Below are 19,501 nucleotides of genomic sequence, written 5' to 3'. Positions count from 1 at the left end.
GCTAACTTAAAGTTAACTTATTCTTCCGATAGAAGTTGGCTAAAACAGAGGCATCTATTATACTTATTAATGCTCTTAATTCAAAAGATAGTTAATTATGTGGTTACATTCATAAGCATTTTTTTGTAATCAATTAAAATTCAATATTACTTTCCTTTAGTTATTTCATCATTTTTTAATATTTGTAAGATTGAAAAGATAACTTTTTCACACAATTAACCAATGATAAATTTGCCAAACTAAGTCAGACTTTTGAATTTTTAATTTATTATGTTATCAGCATCTTCTATTTTTAGAAGCTTCTCAATTTTGGTGAGATGTTTTTAACTTGTTTCTGGTGGAATACTTAGCTCTCGTACGGCTATCAGGGAAATAATTAGTAATTCGTCATTCATAATTCGTACTTTATAACTCAATGAGAATGACAAATTAATAATTACGAATTATTTTGAACTCCTACACCTGATACCAACCCTATTTGTCAGATTTTTGCTCAACCTCTGCAAACTTTGTAGTAAGAATTTCAAATGGATGTAAACAAGTTAGAAATTGACCAATTTGTCCAACGCACACACCGAATGTATAGGCGTTTAGCAGATTTGTACGACAATCTAAACACGATGCCTGTCATGCCAGATACGTTACCGCAAGCTCTCGTCGAACTTGGGAGCGCTTCAGAAATAATACATTTGGCTACACAAGAACTCCATCAGCAAAATGAAGAACTCATACAAACACGAAATTTACTGGAAACGGAACGCCAACGCTACCAGGATTTATTCGAGTTTGCACCAGACGGCTATTTGGTAACTGATAGCACGGGCATCATTCAAGAAGCTAACTGTGCTGCTGCTAAATTGTTCAACTACTTACAGCAGTATCTAGTGGGCAAACCAATTATTAACTTCGTGACGTTAGAAGACCGTCAGACCTTTCGTGGCTTCCTTATCCAATTATCCGAATCCAACAAGGTCAAAGAGTTAGTTATACGTATGCAAAAACGCGGCGATGAGTTGTTTGATGCCGCCATGACAGTAGGAGTAGTCCGCAATCAGCAGGGTAAGCCAATAGCACTACGTTGGCTAGTGCGTGACATTACTGAGCGCCAGCAAGTAGAATCAACACTGTTTAAGGATAACTGTGACTTGCGTCAAGACCGCTCTTCGCATAAATATTGCAAAGGAGAAACTATCCTTCTCAACGCGGAAGTGATTTGGTATATTCATGAAGGTTGGGTGAAGCTGAGTACGCTGTGTGAAAAGGGCGAAGAAGTCTTGGTTGGGTTAGCTGGCGAAGGAATGGTTTTTGGTGCCAGTCTGACTGCGCTGCACATTTACCAAGCAACAGCCTTATCCGATGTGGAATTAGTGCCAGTACACCTCGCAGAAATTGCAGCTTTGCCAATGCTTAGCCATACTTTGTTACCGAAAATCAATCGGCGGTTACGGCAAACAGAATCTTTTTTAGCCATTTGTGGAAGACGAAGGGTACAAGATCGGTTTCACCAATTGTTACTGCTTTTAAAACAGGAAATCGGTCAACCAGTGGCAGAGGGAACTCGCCTTTTGGTTCGCCTCACTCATGAAGAGTTTGCCAGCGCCTGCTGCACGACGAGGGTAACTATTACACGACTGATAGGCAAGTTACACAAACAAGGAAAAATTTGTTTTGACTCTAGAAACCATATGATTCTCAAAGATATTCATTAATGGCATTCATGGCATCACTTACAATTTTACGGTTTCTTGATATCTAGCAATTTAATTTTTGTATTTGCAAGCACAGAACAATTTAACAGATGCCCCTTCCTAAAGACAGAAGGAACTGTTAATGACAGAACTTATGTTAGGAAAAAGACAGCAAATGAAGGCAGAAGTGTGAATTCATTAAGTGGGATTAATATTTCATTGTTTATCCTTCATCTGATTGGTAAACTCTTTGGGATAAGATGATGAATTCCAATGATATTAATCCCAATAGCTCATTTGGGAAAGAGCAAATAATGTCAAGAGCTAGTTACGGGGTGACTAATCAACTCTCGGAAAACGTCATCTTGACGACATTAGACGACGTCTATAACTGGGCTAGACTCTCCAGTTTATGGCCGCTGATGTACGGTACGGCTTGCTGCTTTATTGAATTTGCTGCCATGATTGGCTCACGATTTGACTTTGACAGATTTGGTCTCATTCCTCGTGCTAGCCCGCGTCAAGCTGACTTAATTATTTTGGCAGGCACTCTCAACATGAAAATGTCTCAACCGACAATGCGCCTTTACGAGCAGATGCCTGAGCCGAAATACGTGATTGCAATGGGAGCGTGCATGATCACCGGCGGTATGTTCAGCGCCGATTCTTATACTGCTGTTCGCGGAGCTGATAAAATTCTGCCCATAGATGTTTACATACCCGGTTGCCCGCCCCGCCCGGAGGCAATTATGGATGCTATCATCAAGCTTCGCAAAAAAATATCTAATGACTCAATGCAGGAGCGGGGCAAAATTACGCAAACCCATCGCTACTATAGCACTAGGCACAACTTGAAGGTAGGGAATCACATTCTGACTGGTGAATATTTGCGATCGCCTTCTCGCCAGAAGCCACCCGAAGCACTTGCACAAGCAATGGGAATGCCAGTACCTCCCGCTCTTATGACTATGAGAAACGAATCAGAAACAGAGAGCTTAAATTCTAATGATTGAAATTGGTCACTAGAAAAAACGTAACCTGCCTCAAATCCTCTTGCGCTACTGTAAATAGTCTTCCTATAATTTCTCTAAATAAGGGAGATTATAGGAAGACTTTTCTTCATTCACCACCGGCAAATAAATATAGGTGATTGAAGGGAGTTCCAAATTAAAAAATATCCAACTTTTTCTTGTGGGATGGGATTGGGGAGCGTCCTATAAACTGGGCGCTCCGGGATGCCCACCCCACTGTTAGGGGATAATTTATTTGTTGGAAATTCCGAAAACTTATTTCTCTGCTTCAATCAGCTCTGTTGGCTGCCTAACTGGGAACAGGACTCGCATTAGCTGAGCCAGAGGCACAGAGCGCTCCTCCTGAACAAAAAGCAAGGGCAGGAGGGCAACCACTCGTAGGACGGCTGAGAGAACAAACAGCCCCAGCAAGCCACCGCCACCAGCCTGAGTCGCCAGAAAGCTACCAGCGGTGATTCCTATTGCCCCACTCACACCAGCAACCGCCCCCGTGATCGCGAAGTATTTGGACTGATTACCCAGCGGTGCCACTGCCATCATAAGATTGTTGGTACACAAGTCAATTGCCGCCCATGTTCCACCGGTTAGCACGTGCAACAAAGGTAACCAGACCCAAAGGGAAATTGGATCAGCTCCAGTTCCTAGCCAGAACAAAGGTGTCACCCCCACCAAGAATCCCACGAATACCAGGAGTGGGCGATTCCCAATTCGGTCAGCCAGTTTGCCCCACAAAAGCAGCAGCAGCATGTTAGCACCAGTAGAAATACCAGTATAAATAGTGACTACACTGATATTTATCTCCAGGTTATCCAGCATGTAGAGGTTAAAGAAGGGAGCGCTGACGTTAACGGCAAAGCACCATATAGCAATGTAAAATACAAACTTCAAAAAATTGGCGTCTTTGAGGAAGCTAAGATCTATTCCCCCTGACTGCACTTGGGATGTCTCTGAATGGGCGACTTTTAAAAGCTGCGGGTTCACATCGGTCAACCAGAACTGACTGACCAGACTACTTAGCCCAAACACAATTCCTAGAACCAAGACCACACCGTAGCCTTGGAGTGTTCCACCGGGCCAGGTCGATACCGCTAGACCCAGCAGCGGCACACCGATGAGATTCGTCAAGCTCACAAGACTATTGCGAAAGCCAAAATACCGCCCCCGCAACCGCTGTGGGACTAACACAGCCGTCCAGCCCAAAAAGGGAGCACGGCCCAAAGCTTCGATGATATTAGTCACCAAGATAATTCCCAATGTCAACAGCACCACTTGATCCCCAGTGATATTAGAGGTGACTGAGGTGACGAACCAAATGGCTGGCACGAGAATCACCCACAGTAGCCGCGACGGGACGAAAATGCACATCGAATACCAGTTGAAGCTAGGACTTCTGTCTACCAGATACGCTCCCAGCGGTTGGAGCAGATTCACCAACTGAGGAATCGAGGCTAAAAGACCAATTTCCACTGGACCGGCACCCAGCTCCAGCAAGAAATTAGTGAGCAACGCGCTGCCGATGATACTGTAAAAAACCGTAGCGAAGACACTCTCAAAAGTTAACGCCCTGAGGCTTGTCCGAATTTCCGGCTTAGAAATTTTAAAAAGCAGTTTTGGAGTTGGAGGAAGTAGCGTCTCTGTGATTGCCCTATCTTCTGCGATTTCCTGAATAGGGAGAGGACTCGTTTCTACTAATAAGTCATCTTCTGATTGCCTGAACATACTGTATAGCCAATATTTAAAAAGTTAAATCCTGTAATAGCAACTCCTTCCCCTATCAGCATTACTAAGTAAACGCTATAGAGAATTTCATAAATAAGCTGTGACGCATTGAAATTGCTTACTTACTCGTGAAGACAGTCCATAGTAAGTATTAACTATGGACTGCCTCAACAGAAAAAAGTGCAATGTAAACGAGCATCAGCTTATAACCAAAATCTGCCACACAAAAGTCATAATTTTGGTTTCCTACACAATTTCTCAGACAAGCCTATTTCATTCTATGGACGATGACCCGGAAATAAATTTCCGGCACGGACACTTTGCTTTGGTTGGAGGGAACCTCGGTACGCAAGTACCCTCGGTAATAGCCGAAGTCAGTTTTAACAGACGGAATGAAACTCAGAATTTTAGTCTGTTAAAACCAACTTAAGCTAGTTGCTGTAGAACTTGAGTTTCTGGCAAAATCAGGAAGAATGAAATAACCCTTATTTTCGAGGAGTTTTATTATGATAAATATATTTATCAAATAAATCCTATATTACCTAGGATAATATAATTTCAGTTTTCACAAACTCCTTCTTGGGAGTTATTATTTATGTAAAGGAATTCTTAGTTTTCACTGAGAATGGTCGTCTTTGCTACTTTCGACAACACAACACCAGAAGAGTTTTTACGCGTGATTGATATCAGCTTGATGGAGCAGGTATACGATGCAATGGCGTAGCACTACCATTGCAAACGTATCTAAATTAGTCTTGACAAAAACCTTGGTTAATGTATCAACGCAAGAATCAGAATTGATCATTAGAGTTATTTTTCTCCAGTTAAAGCGATCGCCCTACATAGCACTGCGCTGGGGGCGAGCGCCTAAGATTTTGTCAATAAGCAAACATTAATACGATTATTTTGGGCTTTGTTGAAATTGAGACGTTCTTATTGACATTCCGGCGTTTGCCCTGAGTGCTATCCTATCTCAAAAGTGAGGCACGGGGTGCTGCTTCACATATGTTTACAAAAAGAGATTTCTCAGGGTTGGTTACGAGAAAGCACAACGGGATGAAAGCGCGAGCGATCGCGATTCGGGGCAGTGCGGGACGCAATCGCAACCGCAACAGCAGAGCAACAACGGCAATTCCGTCTCTTTGATCGTTGGGTTCAACACTACCCTCGCCACTGGTGCAAGACAAGCTGCCCATACCGCAGGTGTAGATGTGCGAGAATACAACATCATTTACAAAGAGGCTAAAGTTGATGAACGGCACATTTAGTAGGTGGCAAGAATGGCTAACTGTATTAGCCTATGTAGGCTTTACAGTTTTTATCATGTGGTGCGTTTTTGCCACGCAGAAGAAATGAAGCAAGATTTCAAGGAATGCTAGTTATCAATACCCCAGTAACTTGCATAACTGCTGAGCATCGTGGATAGCATGACCATCAGGGTCATTGTTGAAGTATATGTACACGTCAGCTTCCTGTTGAAGAAATAAGCGGATACGGTTCGCCCAAATAGATAGTTCTTCATCACTGTAGCCAACACCATATTGTCCGGTATGCATACGAATATACGTCCAAGGCGCAGTCAGGCGAACATCTAGCGGTACGGTTGGACTAACTGGCAGGCAAAGGGCTGCACCAGCATTTTCGAGTAATTTGTACACTTGTGGAATCAGCCAGCTAGAGTGACGGAATTCAAAAGTAAATCGTTGTTGCGGGTATGTTTGCAGTAACTCCAAAAAGGGCTGAAGACGCTCAAGATTGAGGTGCCAAGTGTGAGGAAACTGGAATAAAATTGGACCAAGCTTTTCTTGCAAGCCTTCTACCCGTTCCATGAGCCGAGATAGCGGCTCTTGGGGGTCTTTCAACTTTTTCATGTGAGTGAGGTAGCGGCTACCTTTGACGGCAAAAAGAAACCCAGATGGTGTTTGCTCACGCCAACTTTCAAACACAGACCGCTCTGGCAAACGGTAGAAAGAAAAGTTAATTTCTACAGTGGAAAAGTGCTGGGCGTAAAATGATAGTTGCTGGTCACTAGGCAAATGTGATGGATAGAAAATGCCCATCCAATGCTTATAAACCCAACCACTTGTACCGATTTGCAGCTTACCCATTCAGTTGTTTGTTGTTACTCTCTTCTTTTGTGAACCACCAAGCCCAAGCGACTAAGAAAACCTGAAAAGGAAGTCGCAACCAAATGAGTGGCGGATCGTGTGGCAATGCTGCAACCTTGATGTTATTAACTGCCTGATAAAGATTAGCGGGAAAAACAGCAATATAAAGTACAACCAGAAGCCATGCTGCATAACGGCTGACACCAGGAATTAATAATCCTACCCCAGCCAAAACTTCCAAAAACCCGCTAGTGTAAACAAATGCCAGATGGTGGGGAAGAAAGTCCGGCACAATCTTCTCAAATCCACCTGGGTGCGTAAAGTGCAAAGCACCAACGACTACCATCCCGATCGCAAGTATGATTTGGAAGACTATTTTGTACTTTTTCATTTTCTAAATCTTTACCTCAGCGCTACAGTTAGCTTGAGATTCAGCTAGATTTTTTAGCCTCAAAAATTGCTGACGCATCATCAATAAATCTCCCCAGGGCAAAAAAGGGCGAATCCATGACCAAAAGATATTTCTGGGATAGCGAATATGCCCTTTGAGAATCAGGCGACAAGTGTTTTCCGTTATTGGCAAAATGACATAACTAGCTGCAATGTTACCAAACATTGTAATAGCTCGTTCGTCATCCATTACTATTGTTAAATGTCGATTTTGTTCAAACTCAACAAGTTTAAAAACACCCATAACTCTTTGGTCAGACGCTAATTTTTCCACACCAGGAAGCAGTTTTTTTGGACTTGGAGGGTCTGATATTGAATCTTGAACAGGAAAAAATATTCTTTCGAGGCGGTCAATCCAGTCATAACTGTAAGACCCAACTTTCAGTTGACATAGCCATCGAAATAAAATCTGAGTTGGTGCTTTCACATTTATAGCTCGGAAATATGCCTCGTCACTATTTTCTATATAGCGATCGCATGGGAACGACATCAGCCTCTCTTCAGCCGTAGACCCCCAAGTGTATGCAATTCCTTGTTTTATATTGACGTTTACCATTAGTTAGAGTTGAGATATCCGTGACGTGCTTTAAGAATTAGCACACAGCTTGGTGCATGTGTGATAGTGTTATCCATCACCATTTGTACCGCTGCATCGAGAGAAACTTTAACTGTTTTTATCGTTTCCGTTCCTTCTGGATTGGCTTCTGTTTTTGTTAACTGCTTTGCCAAAAACATCTGCACAGGACAATGAACAATTGATGTATCTAAATCAACGACACCTAACTCAATCAATTCCGATGCTTTGATTCCAACTTCTTCTTCAATTTCACGTTTCGCTGCCTCAATGTTAGGTTCATCCTCCTCAACTGCACCGCATACAACTTCGATACTATCTTTACCAAGAGCATAGCGAAATTGCCGAACCAGATAGACATAACCATCGTTATCTATCGGTAGAATAGCAACGGCAGGTTTCATTTTAACCGTGGCATACTTACCAGGTTGCCCGTCAGGTCGTAGAACTTCGTCTTCACGGACATGAATAAACGAATCGTGGAATTTCTCGTTAGTTTCTTGTATTGTCCAAGGACCATTTTTTTGTGGCATGATGAGTTTTCTCGCTATTAAGTCACACACAAACAGATAAAGACAGATGTACACAGATAATTCATCTGTCCCTTCGCTTCGCTCAAGGGCAAGGTTTATCTGTGTGCATCTGTGGTTTGATTTTCATAAAATTGACCTTTGCACTCTTGTTTAATGACAAAGACCACTAAAAATCACTCGAGAGCCGGTTTAGTTCGAGCGTAAGAGTTTAAAAACACAACAAAGAGAATTGCAAAGGTAAGGTCAATAACACCTGGAACTAAATAAAATGGGTGAAGCTTGCCTACCAAGGTGTGATAAGCTAGCACAACGAAGACCGAAGATTGCGCTATGATTCCAAGTTTTATGATGCCGTGATTGCGATCAATGTCCTGACCAACCCACCAATAGCCAATCCCGATAACAAAGACCAACGCGAGAAATAGGTGTGAGTATTCAGCATTGATGAGGGGTTTCTCACCAAGCAACTCACGAATCCATTGGTCGGATAACAGCAAAAATACAGATTCGACCCAATTGATTACAGCCTTTAGTTGAAATATATACTTCCATGTCATTTGATTATTTGCAATTGAAAGGCGCTTAGTGTTATCAAGAGTTGATACCATTTTTTATGCTCCTCTAACAAATGATCATGCTGTTTAAGCAAGCGACTGCAATCCCTTATCCTGTAGGTTCTTCTCAATGTGCTGCATTTCCTCGATTGTCTCTCCAGTCACAATCCCGGAAATTTCGGTATAAATTTTTCCGTATTTGACCTTCTCTAAAGCCGACAGGATGATAAAGTCTTTACGATCCAGTTCTGGTTTTAGGGTGACTAGAATTGAGTCCAATGTCCCATCCATGCGGTAGTCGGTGGAATATTTAGCGACCTCCTTTCCAAGGGACAGTAGGGTATGGCGCTGTAAGCACAGCGGAGTTGAGCCATTGATTCGGAAATTGGCATCGATCGCATAAAGCTGTCCGTCTTTATCTTCCAACACGTCGAAGCCAATAAAGCCGAAATAACCGACCTTATGAGCATACTCACCAATGGCGGCAATCATCTCAAAGAATTTGCTCATGTCCGTCTCGCGGTAGTGAATCAGTCCCCCTAAATAGGTGCCCTCCTCTGTGACGAGTTGGCGAGTGGTACCGATGAGCGTTATATCTCCCGTTTTGTTGACATAGAACTGCACGCAGTAGTTCTGCACCGCATTTTTAACGAACTCCGAGACAATAATCGTATCTAGCAGTTTAATATCGAGATACTTCCTGAGTTCTTCTAAGCAGTAGTTCAGATCGCTGGCGTTGTTGATAATGTAAGTGCCTTCTCCTGAAAGTCCGTGGGACGTTTTGATCAAGTACGGGAATTGTTCCGGTAACTGAATGTCTTCGAGACTCTTAGTGTGCAGATTGTAGCTCTCGTATTTCGGACATTGCACCCCTAGCTCGGCTAGCGTCACTTTGTCAAGCAAGCGGTAGTGAGTCTCTGGAGAGACGGCGTGTTTTTCAGGTTTTAGATTATCAAAGGGAAATAGAGTGATGAGTTTGTCAAAGCGATCGCTCTGGCTGAGGTCATCCAGATAAAGCGAGCAGTCTAGCGTCTGCATACTGCTATAGCTGAAGCCAAAATGCTCTCGCCAGTAGTCAATCAGCAACTTTGGCGGCTCAACAATGACAATTCCTGGAATGGCATCACCTAACACAGCCAGATTTTTCCAAGGTTCCTTCTGACAAAGCTTGTTGAAGGGAGTTTTGGTGGCTTCACTACTGCCGTCTTGAATGAAGTATTTTTTTGTGTTGGGGTAAGCCGCCCAACTTGCAGTTGCAGGGTAATTTAAAATGAGCCCATAATGTGCATCAATGATGTCTTGAGCAAACAGATCAGAAAAAGAAGAACCGTGAAAATACTGAAAATCGTATGTTAAGTTCATAGAAAAAATGTTTTCAAGACTCACTTCCGCATCTACCTGACAAACAAGGTATTATTTGCAGAATTTTGATTCCTCTATCTGCAAGCAGAAACGATACGTGAAAAATTTCGCACTAATTTCAGTAAGATTTAGCGGTCTCTTGCATTAGTTTTAATTGGTTTGGTATCATCAAAACCCTGTAGAGACGTTGCATGCAACGTCTCTACAACCTACCAGAATTAATGCGACAAAGCACTAGCTTCTTTTTTAGTAAACACAGCTGGCTTGTCCAGCTCCGTGGTCATATAACCACAAGCCATGTGCGACGAATTATACGCCCAGCCAACCCGTCCCTGATGGTCTAAGAGAATACACCCAGCCTCTCCTGTAACCTTAGATTTCAAAGTGTCGATCGCCATCTGCGCTGCTTCGTCTGGATGCCTGTCTCCACCTAGGAAATCGATCGCAGTTTTCGCCAGAACCACCGGGATAATCGACTCGCCATCACCCGTTGTTGAGCAAGCCCCCAGTTTCCCATCAGCATACAAGCCACTGCCAATAACCGCACTGTCGCCAACGCGACCGGCTAGCTGACCCGTGGTGCCCCCTGTTGAGGTTCCAGCTGCTAAGATACCGTTAGCATCTAGAGCCACACAACCGACGGTGTTGGGGCGATCCAGAACTTCCTGCTCCTCCTTCCACTCGTGCCACTGCTCATCGGCAATCAAGTCTTCTTTTTTACACATTTCGAGTCCGTTCTCTGCGGCAAAGCGTTCGGCACTGCGTGCGACTAGGAACCGGGGTTTTTCATCCATAATCTTCCGCGCCACCGAGATCGGATGACGTACACCCTGAACTGCTGCCACTGCCCCCCAACCTAAGGTAGCGCCCTCCATGATTGCCGCGTCTAACTCGACCTCCCCTTCGCTATTGAGAGTCGCGCCCAGACTGGCGTTAAACGTCTGGTCAGCTTCTAGAACGCGGATGGCTGCCTCAACGGCTTCTGCAGCAGTGCCTCCCTTAGTCAGCACTGCCCAACCTGCCTCTACTGCTGCCAAGCACCCAGCTTTGTTGGCTGCAACCTTATCCTCTGAAATGGTTTTTGCTCCACCGTGAACAATAATAGCTAGTGTCATAAATTTCCTTCTTTTCCTATGAACCTTTGACCAAGCTAAGGGTGTAGGGGTCTAGGGTGTAAGGGTGTAAGGGGAAAAAGAGGGAATTGTATTTTTGTACACCCTGCCCCGAAACCGTTTGGATCCAAGCTCCCACCAATCACCCCCTTACACCCCTATTCCCTTACCCCCTTACACCCCTAATTTTTGACTGAAATTGCTTCAACGGGTTGATCAATCACCGAAAAAATGGGTCTCTGTTGCCCCGTCCTTCTAGGACGGCTTTTTTAAACGTGCTAGGTCTTTAATAAAATCTCGAATAACTTCTGAGATTTGCATATCCGTTGATTCAGCATACTCTTTCAATATTTCAAACTCTTTTTCAGACAATCGAACTCTCAGCATTTTTTCTCTTGGCATATACACAACGTAGCAATAATAGTGCTACTATAATGATATGCCGAAATTGCGAAAGGCACTGTAGTAGCCACGCAGAAAGGGTCTCGCAGTAGGCAAGTATCGGAGCTAGATACGCAAACCGTGGTTAATAGGGGTGTCCGGGAATTGCCCCGGTTGTAGAAGCAACATCCGCGGTGGTGTTGAGTAAGCCATCCCTGAGGTTCAAGAGCTAGTGTTGCAAGACCTGTTTAGGAATTCAACCGCTAGTTTCTTAGGGCTACTGAAAATTCTCGCTCTGAACGTGGGACAAAGGCGAAAGCCTCCGCGCTTCAGCCGGGGGTAAGCTTACTTGCAGTAATCGCTGTCGTAAAGTTTCTAAGCCTAGGCGTTGAGTCGCTGAAATAAACACCGCTTCGGGGTACTTTTGCCCAGCCAAAGCCAGATTTTCGCTATCTACTTGATCAACTTTGTTAAAAGCAATCAAAGTAGGACCAGAAAGAGTTGGCATTTCTGCAAGCACTTCCTCCACACTCGCAATGTGGCTTTCCCAAGCTGGATGGGACAAATCAACAACATGAAGCAACACATCTGCTTCAGTGACTTCCTCTAGGGTGGCGCGGAACGCATCCACTAGCGGTGGCGGGAGTTCGTGAATAAACCCTACGGTATCTGTCAGCAGAATTGTCCGACGTTCCTGAGTTTCTGGTTCTGTAATGACCAGCTTTCGCGTTGTCGGGTCGAGGGTGGCAAAGAGTTGATCCGCCGTATAAACTTCTGCGTGGGTTAACACATTCAGCAAAGTGGACTTACCTGCATTGGTGTAACCGACTAAGGCGACAGCAGGAATTTCTTGCTGTTGTCGCTGTTGTCTGATGCGGGCGCGATGTGCTTGTAATTGGTTGACTTCCTGCTGAAGTTGGGCAATCCGCCGCTGAATGGCTCGCCGTTCCGTCTCTAGTTTGGTTTCACCAGGTCCTCGTGTCCCAATTCCGCCTCCTAGCCTGGACATTTCCCGACCTTGACCGCGCAAGCGAGGCAGCATATATTCTAATTGCGCCAGTTCTACCTGCAATTTACCTGCTTGCGATTGAGCGCGTTGAGCGAAGATATCCAAAATAACTTCGGTTCGGTCTACAACTCGGATGCCAATCTCGTTTTCCAAGTTGCGGGCTTGAGACGGAGAAATATCTCGGTCAAAGACAATTAAATTAGCTCCCAGTTTCTGAGCTTGAAGGGCAATTTCCTCAATTTTTCCCTGCCCGACAACTGTTTGGGGATGCGGACTACTTCGCTTTTGTTGCACTGTGTCTGCTACAGTTCCGCCAGCAGTTTCTACCAAGCGTGTTAGTTCTTGCAGTCCATCTTCAAACCGCTGCTGAGAAATGTCATCTGTCTTCAATCCCACCAACAGCACTTTGTCCTGGTCAGATACAATGTTCTGGAATGGCATTCCATCGCCAGATTCAGAAATCTCCCGCTCCCATTCATCAACTAAGTCGTCAAAATCTTGCTCAGTTAAGTCATCTAAACTCAGGGGAGGAGAAATCACCCAAGGCTTTTGTGGATCGGGGACAATGTGAGCTAAGAAAGCTTCTTTAACATCAACCGTAGCTTCTTTGCCCCGCCTTCCATCTTTGCCGTCAGCCACAGTTAGCACCACAAGAGCATCTAACCGCTGGCGTGCCATTGCAATCAGCGCTGCTTCATCAGGTGGCACTGATTTCAATTGAGTAGCAACGCAGTGAATCCCGCTCAAGCGTTCCGCACTATGCCGAGGTAGCTGTTCGCGGGGAATTTGAGTTTGACTCGGCGTTCCGACTGCGACTCGGATCACCTGCCCGCGTCTATTAATATAGCTGCACACGGGTTGATGGATTTCTGTACTGATTGCTGCTAAAGCTTGGGCGAATTCTGGCGTAGTTGGGCTATATGAGGGTTGTCGTTGTTCGTAAAGTTGTTGCAGTTTTTTGATTTGGCTAGATTTTAATCCTTGAACATTGCCATAAATAGTTTCCATAAAATTGTTTTTGAATCCGGTCATCTTATATTTAGCGTTTTGCCTTTTTTACTTAATCTTTCTCTAGATGTAGGTATAGCTAATCGTTACTTTGGCATGAGAACGTAGCTTAAAAATCATCTATTTATCTATCTATTAGGGTATTTAAATATAAAAAATGCGTCTGTAAACCGCATAATTGTAGTTTTTTTATACTCTACATTTGTTTTGTAGACAGTGGTTTGAATGTTTGAGAAAAAAAATGTGTTATTAATTACAAATTAACTTAACATTATTCCATTCATTTGGTAGAAGTCGGATTAACAACAATAGTTGTATTGTGGTCATTAAGTAAATTTTTATTAAACAAACTTGACGCCAAAGTTGGTTTAGGAGCAGGAAGTATGCAATTTCAAATTGAATGTAACACCTTAAAAAATAACCAAATGTGCTTAATATGCAATCAGCTGTTTCAGACAAGGGAAGCGAGATTAATTGTGTGCAGCGACCAGGGTGATGGCTTTGGTGATGTTTGTCCTGAGTGCATAGCTAGGGGTGCTCATTGGATCAAAAGCCAACTCCAAGAGTTTAGCCGCAACTTTAGTGAAGTTTAGTGGCTGAAATTGGGGCAGGCACTATTCCAACAAAAAAAAGTAGCAATTTCTCGCCTTTTACCTAATTAATAACTGTTTTGGTGGTATTTTGACAGTAATTGCTCATTGGGAATCGCTGCCATATGATTTTCTAACAAATTTCAGTCCAAAAAATTATAAAAGACATAACCCCCAGCCCCAGTTCCCTTATAGGGAAGGGGAGAAATTCCCCTCCCGCTAACAAAAATCTTGCGCTTCCCTCTCCTACAACGAGAGGGTTAAAAAGAGGTGGGGAGAAGTTAGGGCAGAGGTCAGTCCATATTGTATTTAAGCGGAAACCGCTATATTTCAACAAATATGCCCCTAAAATAGTAGATAGGGGGCAGTTGTTTTATATTTAGCAGGAAAAGTAAAAAAAAGCAAAATTTTAACCTGAAACATTTGCCCAAGGTGTGCCATAATGTCACGAGCCGGAAGCCAATACTTAATGGAACGACTCCAATAGCCTTGGGGACGATCGCTATCGTTTGCTTACTGCAGCTCCATCCTTAGGCATTTGTTACCAGGGGATAGTGTGGTTTGAGGTGAGTGATGAAGTTTAGGTAATTTTACAGGCAAAATTCCTGGAATGTTTGGTAATAGGCGAGTAGTTACAAATAGTTTCTTTCGCAAAGTTAGGAATAGGTTTCAATGAACTTGTTAGAGTTAAATAATCATGCGGTTGAACTAACCTCTAATGCCGATAAAAAGATGAGTTTGAGCTTAAAAGAAACGGCATACCCGCGTCCGCAGTTCCAGCGAATCTCTTCCGGAGACGCTGAGCGAACGAATTGGCAAAGTCTCAACGGTCTGTGGAAGTTCGCATTTGATGATCAAGGCACATGCGTTCAACCCAGCGACGTTAAGCAATGGAGTCATGATATAGAAGTTCCGTTTGCTCCGGAATCTGCCAAAAGTGGTATAGGTGACACGGGATTTCACCCAAATTGCTGGTACGAGAGGGAATTTGAAACGCCACCAGGCGAGGGCAGGTTGCTGCTGCACTTTGGGGCGGTGGACTATCGCGCCCGTGTCTGGGTTAATGACCTATACATAGCTGAGCATGAAGGCGGACATACCGCTTTCACCCTCGATATTACCCATGTCTTGAATGACAGTGGCACAACGAAAGTGACAGTCTGGGCGCAGGACGATCCTCAGGATCTCGCCAAGCCTCGTGGTAAGCAGGATTGGCAGCTTGAGCCGCACGGTATTTGGTATCCTCGCACCAGCGGTATTTGGCAGACAGTCTGGGTTGAGCGCGTGGGTACGAGTTATATAGATCACATCCGCTGGACTCCCGACTTCGAGCGGTGGGAAATTGGTTGTTACGCCGCGCTTGCGGGTAATGTGCCTGCTTCGGGCGTACAAATAAAGGTGAAACTGAGCGTTGGCGATCGCGAAGCGGGTGCGGAGCACCATCGCGTCCTGGTGAACGATGCCTATGAAGTGTTCAACGGGGAGATTAGCCGCCGCCTCGCCCTTTCCGACCCAGGAATCGACGACTACCGGAACGAATTGCTGTGGAGTCCTGAAAAGCCGACGCTCATCAATGCTGATATAGAACTTTGGTATAAAGACGAACTCCTGGATAAAGTTAAAACTTATACGGCAATGCGGACTGTGAGTATACAGCGCGATCGCTTTATGCTCAACGGTCGTCCTTACTATTTGCGGCTGGTTCTCGACCAAGGCTACTGGGCGGATAGCCTCATGACTGCACCCGATGATGACGCGTTGCGGCGCGATGTGGAACTAGCCAAAGCAATGGGCTTTAACGGTGTACGTAAGCACCAAAAAATTGAAGACCCCCGCTTTTTATATTGGGCAGACGTGCTGGGGCTGTTAGTATGGGAGGAGATGCCCAGTGCATATCGCTTCTCGCCTAAAGCGGTGGAGCGCATGACCAAAGAGTGGACAGAGGTGATCAAGCGGGATGTCAACCACCCCTGTATTGTGGCTTGGGTGCCGTTTAATGAATCTTGGGGAGTTCCGAATCTGGTCGAAACAAAGGCTCACCAGAACTACGTTTTAGCAATGTATCACTTGACCAAGACGCTCGATCCGACTCGCCCAGTGATTGGTAACGATGGCTGGGAAAGTACAGATACGGACATTCTGGCTATCCATGACTACGACACCAATCCCCTGCACTTGGCTCATCGTTATGGAGCTGAAGTCAAGCTATCAGATTTGTTTGATCGTAAGCGTCCCGGAGGGCGCATCCTCACACTCGACAACTATCCTCACCAGGGACAGCCAGTGATGCTGACCGAGTTTGGCGGTATCGCCTATGCCCCAGAGGACAAGCCCGATTCTAACAAAATTTGGGGATATGAGCGCAGCTGGAATATCTCCGAGCTACAAATGAAATACGCTGCCCTACTGGAAACTATCAATAATATTGAGATATTCAGCGGGTTTTGTTACACGCAGTTAACGGATACGTTCCAAGAAGCTAACGGGTTGTTGTACGCTGATCGCACGCCGAAATTTCCTATTGAGGCGATTCGCGCAGCGACCCTTTCAGGAGAAGGATTATGTACTCCCACACACTGTTAAAGCCAGATGGTCGCCCACTGACTTTATATAGTCGATACCCTATAGCCGAAAATATTACAGCCACTAGTCCTAGCAACGAGCCAGTACAGGCAAATCCGCACCTGCGCTGGCACCCCTTGCGGGGCGAATGGGTGGCTTATGCTTCTCACCGTCAAGGGCGGACTTTCATGCCGCCCCCAGAGTATAACCCCCTCGCACCGACCAGCAACCCGCAGTTTCCAACTGAACTACCGCAAGGTAAGTATGATGTGGCGGTGTTCGAGAACCGCTTTCCGTCGATGACGGTAGCTGCTCACGATCCGCCTGCTAGCATCGTGGATACCATGCCAGCCAATGGAGCATGTGAGGTAGTGGTTTTTACCCAAGACCCGCAAGCGTCCCTGAGTTCCCTGGAACTGGATCACCTGGAGTTGCTGTTGGAAGTGTGGGGCGATCGCACTCGCGTCATCGGTGAAAATCACCACATACAGTATGTACTGCCGTTTGAAAACAAAGGCGTGGAGGTAGGTGTGACTCTGCACCATCCCCACGGGCAAATTTATGCATATCCTTTTGTACCGCCTGTTCCAGCACGGATGTTAGAGCAACAGCGGCAATTTTACCAGCAACAGGGGCGCGGGTTGCTGGAAGATTTGATCCAAAAGGAGATTGCTGACAACAAACGGATTATTTATCAGGATGAGGAAGCGATCGCATTCGTCCCGGTGTGCGCTCGTTACCCATATGAAGTTTGGATTGCGCCAATTAAGCCTGTTAGCACTTTTATGGATCTTACCCCAAAGCAACGCCAGGGACTTGCCAGGGCGTTAAAAACCGTCACCCTTAAGTATGACGGTTTATGGAATCGCCCGTTTCCTTACTTGATGGCTTGGTTCCAAGCACCAACTGACGGTGAAGCGCATCCCGAAGCCCATTTACATGCTCAGTTTTATCCTCCCTATCGGACAAGCGAAAGGCTTAAGTATCTGGCGGGAACGGAACTTGCAGCAGGGATGTTTGCCAATGATGCTTTACCAGAGGAAAAGGCGAAGGAGTTACAGGCGGTGGTGGTCGATAAATTTCTTACAAAAATCTGCTCTTAACGAACCGCCAAGACGCATTAGACGCGCAGCGGCGTGCCGCAGGCTAGAGCGAAAAGAAAGGAGAAAAACAGAGTTCTCACGTTCAAGACTTACGCAAAATACCTCTCAAACTCTGATTCTTTGGTGTCAACGGACACTTTCCAAGGGCGGGGGAAACCCCTGCACGGAAGTGTCCTCCTCTGCGCCCTCTGCGGTTCGTTGTATCATGTCCGCTGAAAGTAGGTTGGGTTCCACCTTAAATGCGGCAAGGGGGCGGACGCCTGAACCTGAAAGGTCAGCGTCTGGGGAATTGCCGCCAAACAAACAATTGAGCGACAGCGAATCCATTGATTCAGGATGCATATTCATATCCATCAGCCCTATGAATAGTTTTTAAATATTTCGGATGCACGTCGAAATTTTTCCCTCCCGTAGTTAACTTGAAGCTTGGCTTGAATCGAATAGCGATTCGACCCGTATAAGTTCCTGCATACTTTCCAGTTAGGATATCCGCCTTGACTAAATCACCTGTCTGAAAACCCATGAAAAACTTTTGAGATGGGGCATGACGAATCACAAAACCGTAGCGGTCAGTACCGCAGCGCTGTCTTTTTCCATGCCCTTTGGCTTTAATAACTAAAGGTTTGACGCCATTAATAAGGAGTTTTTCAGGAGTTGATGCTCCAACACAAGCTGCGTCAGTCCAGTGGTGTTTCTCAATTCCTCTGGTTTTACGGTTAAACTTCGTTCGACCTCCTGAACCAACCTCTACAGGCAAACCCGTACATTGAAGGCGTTTGTACAATTCCCAACGAGTAGCATTGACCGCAGTAGCATCCTTAAGAGGTGCTTTTGCTTGAGCTAACACTCGCTTAAGAACGTCAGGTTTCTTTTTCAAAAACTCTTCAACAGGCTTGTTCCCTTTAGCTTGATTGCAGGAATGACAGCTTAAGCAGAGATTACTGACTCTATTAGAGCCGCCCTTGCTTTTGGCTAGGATATGCTCAATCTCGAATGGAACATTCTCAGCACCGCAGTAAGCACATTTCCTGTCCCATTTTTGAAGTAGGTACTCCTTAACCTCAAAACCGAATAGCTCACCGCGCTGATACTCTACGCCGTTAATCTCAGGGCTTTGCATTTGTTGTAAATCAAATCGAACTAATTCCTGAGAAATTGCGGCAACTGGGCAAAGTCTTCTGATTCGCCTCACCCAAGTTTCAATATTGGCAAGCCGACTTTCAAGAGATGGTGGTAGCCACCCGCTTTTACGGGTTCTATTTAAGAAGCGAGGTTTGCGGTAACGGGTTTTACGGTTACGACGACCTCTTCGTAATGCCCTTCGAGACTCAAGGGAATCTTTGATTTGCTGCCCTCGGTGAGAAACTTCTAAGGCGTTTGTTACTCGCCCCGTTTCTTCTTGAACAATTGCAAATCCGCTAACCTTGCTACCAGGGTCAATTTTGATTCGATGTGGATGTGTGACTGACCCTTCAGTCGTTCTGTCCTGTAACACAATGGTGAACGGATAGCGCCTGTATACCTTAGCTCTCCTTTTTTGTAGTAGTTCTCTTGCCCTTGCAGGATGCGTCGGGTCAAGAGGTTGTAGGTTTTTATCAAGAACGAAAACGCGCATTACTGCTGCCTCTCATTTCTGGTTAAGTTTGCCTCGACGGTGTTAAGACTCGGTACTTTCTGGGTAACACTGGCTTTCCCTTAATGACCTGTTTAGTTACCC

General features: G+C 45.1%; 18 protein-coding genes and 1 pseudogene. 7 read left to right on the top strand and 12 right to left on the bottom strand.

The window, feature by feature from the left end; genetic code table 11:
• The first annotated feature begins 527 nt into the window (after nucleotides 1-527).
• Both AACT52_RS17060 and nuoB read left to right on the top strand, forming a co-directional pair.
• A complete protein-coding gene (locus AACT52_RS17060; protein ID WP_073632534.1) occupies nucleotides 528-1,709 on the top strand; it encodes a PAS domain S-box protein in 1,182 nt (393 codons plus the stop codon).
• Nucleotides 1,710-2,002: 293 nt separating this feature from the next.
• Complete coding sequence (gene nuoB, locus AACT52_RS17055; protein ID WP_233153978.1) at nucleotides 2,003-2,701, top strand: NADH-quinone oxidoreductase subunit NuoB; 699 nt, start codon at nucleotides 2,003-2,005, stop codon at nucleotides 2,699-2,701.
• Nucleotides 2,702-2,974: 273 nt separating this feature from the next.
• On the opposite strand, the gene AACT52_RS17050 is transcribed toward nuoB, so the two are convergent.
• Nucleotides 2,975-4,438, bottom strand: coding sequence for an MFS transporter (locus AACT52_RS17050; RefSeq protein ID WP_073632532.1), 1,464 nt, complete (start codon nucleotides 4,436-4,438; stop codon nucleotides 2,975-2,977).
• Between the two features lie 1,005 nt (nucleotides 4,439-5,443).
• Between AACT52_RS17050 and AACT52_RS41420 the strand changes: the two genes are divergently transcribed.
• Nucleotides 5,444-5,584, top strand: coding sequence for a hypothetical protein (locus AACT52_RS41420; protein ID WP_158054667.1), 141 nt, complete (start codon nucleotides 5,444-5,446; stop codon nucleotides 5,582-5,584).
• Nucleotides 5,572-5,676, top strand: a pseudogene (locus AACT52_RS41415) (hypothetical protein); the annotation flags it as partial. The gene AACT52_RS41420 and the pseudogene AACT52_RS41415, both read left to right, overlap by 13 nt.
• 144 nt (nucleotides 5,677-5,820) lie before the next feature.
• On the opposite strand, the gene AACT52_RS17040 reads toward AACT52_RS41415, so the two are convergent.
• From AACT52_RS17040 to hflX, 9 genes are all read right to left on the bottom strand, one after another.
• Entirely contained in the window at nucleotides 5,821-6,546 is a 726-nt protein-coding gene (locus AACT52_RS17040; protein ID WP_073632531.1) for a DUF72 domain-containing protein, read from the bottom strand.
• Entirely contained in the window at nucleotides 6,539-6,937 is a 399-nt protein-coding gene (locus AACT52_RS17035; RefSeq protein WP_073632529.1) for a DoxX family protein, read from the bottom strand. Before AACT52_RS17035 ends, AACT52_RS17040 begins: the two co-directional genes overlap by 8 nt.
• A gap of 3 nt (nucleotides 6,938-6,940) precedes the next feature.
• The gene (locus AACT52_RS17030) at nucleotides 6,941-7,552 is read right to left on the bottom strand and encodes a hypothetical protein (RefSeq protein WP_073632527.1); all 612 of its coding nucleotides are present in this window, start codon (nucleotides 7,550-7,552) and stop codon (nucleotides 6,941-6,943) included.
• Complete coding sequence (locus AACT52_RS17025) at nucleotides 7,552-8,103, bottom strand: NUDIX domain-containing protein (RefSeq protein WP_073632525.1); 552 nt, start codon at nucleotides 8,101-8,103, stop codon at nucleotides 7,552-7,554. The genes AACT52_RS17030 and AACT52_RS17025 overlap by 1 nt, the downstream gene beginning before the upstream one ends.
• A 173-nt stretch (nucleotides 8,104-8,276) precedes the next feature.
• Nucleotides 8,277-8,711 carry a hypothetical protein gene (locus AACT52_RS17020; protein ID WP_073632523.1) on the bottom strand — a complete coding sequence of 145 codons (435 nt, stop codon included), beginning with the start codon at nucleotides 8,709-8,711 and terminating at the stop codon, nucleotides 8,277-8,279.
• Nucleotides 8,712-8,744: 33 nt separating this feature from the next.
• Nucleotides 8,745-10,019 carry an ATP-grasp domain-containing protein gene (locus AACT52_RS17015; RefSeq protein ID WP_073632521.1) on the bottom strand — a complete coding sequence of 425 codons (1,275 nt, stop codon included), beginning with the start codon at nucleotides 10,017-10,019 and terminating at the stop codon, nucleotides 8,745-8,747.
• Between the two features lie 218 nt (nucleotides 10,020-10,237).
• On the bottom strand, nucleotides 10,238-11,134 hold the full coding sequence (locus AACT52_RS17010; protein ID WP_073632519.1) for an isoaspartyl peptidase/L-asparaginase family protein: 897 nt from the start codon (nucleotides 11,132-11,134) through the stop codon (nucleotides 10,238-10,240).
• Between the two features lie 252 nt (nucleotides 11,135-11,386).
• Nucleotides 11,387-11,518: a DUF6290 family protein gene (locus AACT52_RS41410; RefSeq protein ID WP_443216656.1), complete on the bottom strand. Its 132-nt coding sequence runs from the start codon at nucleotides 11,516-11,518 to the stop codon at nucleotides 11,387-11,389.
• 271 nt (nucleotides 11,519-11,789) lie between these two features.
• A complete protein-coding gene (gene hflX, locus AACT52_RS17005) occupies nucleotides 11,790-13,529 on the bottom strand; it encodes a GTPase HflX (protein WP_073632576.1) in 1,740 nt (579 codons plus the stop codon).
• Between the two features lie 383 nt (nucleotides 13,530-13,912).
• On the opposite strand from hflX, the gene AACT52_RS17000 reads away from it, so the two are divergent.
• The 3 genes from AACT52_RS17000 (at nucleotide 13,913) to galT (ending at nucleotide 17,784) form a co-directional block, all read left to right on the top strand.
• The gene (locus tag AACT52_RS17000) at nucleotides 13,913-14,122 is read left to right on the top strand and encodes a hypothetical protein (RefSeq protein ID WP_073632517.1); all 210 of its coding nucleotides are present in this window, start codon (nucleotides 13,913-13,915) and stop codon (nucleotides 14,120-14,122) included.
• A 669-nt stretch (nucleotides 14,123-14,791) separates the two neighbouring features.
• Nucleotides 14,792-16,702, top strand: coding sequence for a glycoside hydrolase family 2 protein (locus tag AACT52_RS16995; protein ID WP_073632514.1), 1,911 nt, complete (start codon nucleotides 14,792-14,794; stop codon nucleotides 16,700-16,702).
• Complete coding sequence (gene galT / locus AACT52_RS16990) at nucleotides 16,681-17,784, top strand: galactose-1-phosphate uridylyltransferase (protein WP_073632512.1); 1,104 nt, start codon at nucleotides 16,681-16,683, stop codon at nucleotides 17,782-17,784. Before AACT52_RS16995 ends, galT begins: the two co-directional genes overlap by 22 nt.
• Before the next feature lie 126 nt (nucleotides 17,785-17,910).
• Here the strand turns inward: galT and AACT52_RS16985 are convergent, their stop codons facing one another.
• Nucleotides 17,911-18,132: a hypothetical protein gene (locus tag AACT52_RS16985; protein WP_096549472.1), complete on the bottom strand. Its 222-nt coding sequence runs from the start codon at nucleotides 18,130-18,132 to the stop codon at nucleotides 17,911-17,913.
• Nucleotides 18,116-19,399, bottom strand: coding sequence for an RNA-guided endonuclease IscB (iscB, locus tag AACT52_RS16980; protein ID WP_073632508.1), 1,284 nt, complete (start codon nucleotides 19,397-19,399; stop codon nucleotides 18,116-18,118). Before iscB ends, AACT52_RS16985 begins: the two co-directional genes overlap by 17 nt.
• Nucleotides 19,400-19,501: the final 102 nt, after the last annotated feature.

It is taken from the genome of Scytonema sp. HK-05, from assembly GCF_963872035.1.
Lineage (GTDB): Bacteria > Cyanobacteriota > Cyanobacteriia > Cyanobacteriales > Nostocaceae > Kalymmatonema.
The sequence above is the reverse complement of the archived record's forward strand: the minus strand, read 5'-3'. Positions and strand labels throughout refer to the sequence as shown.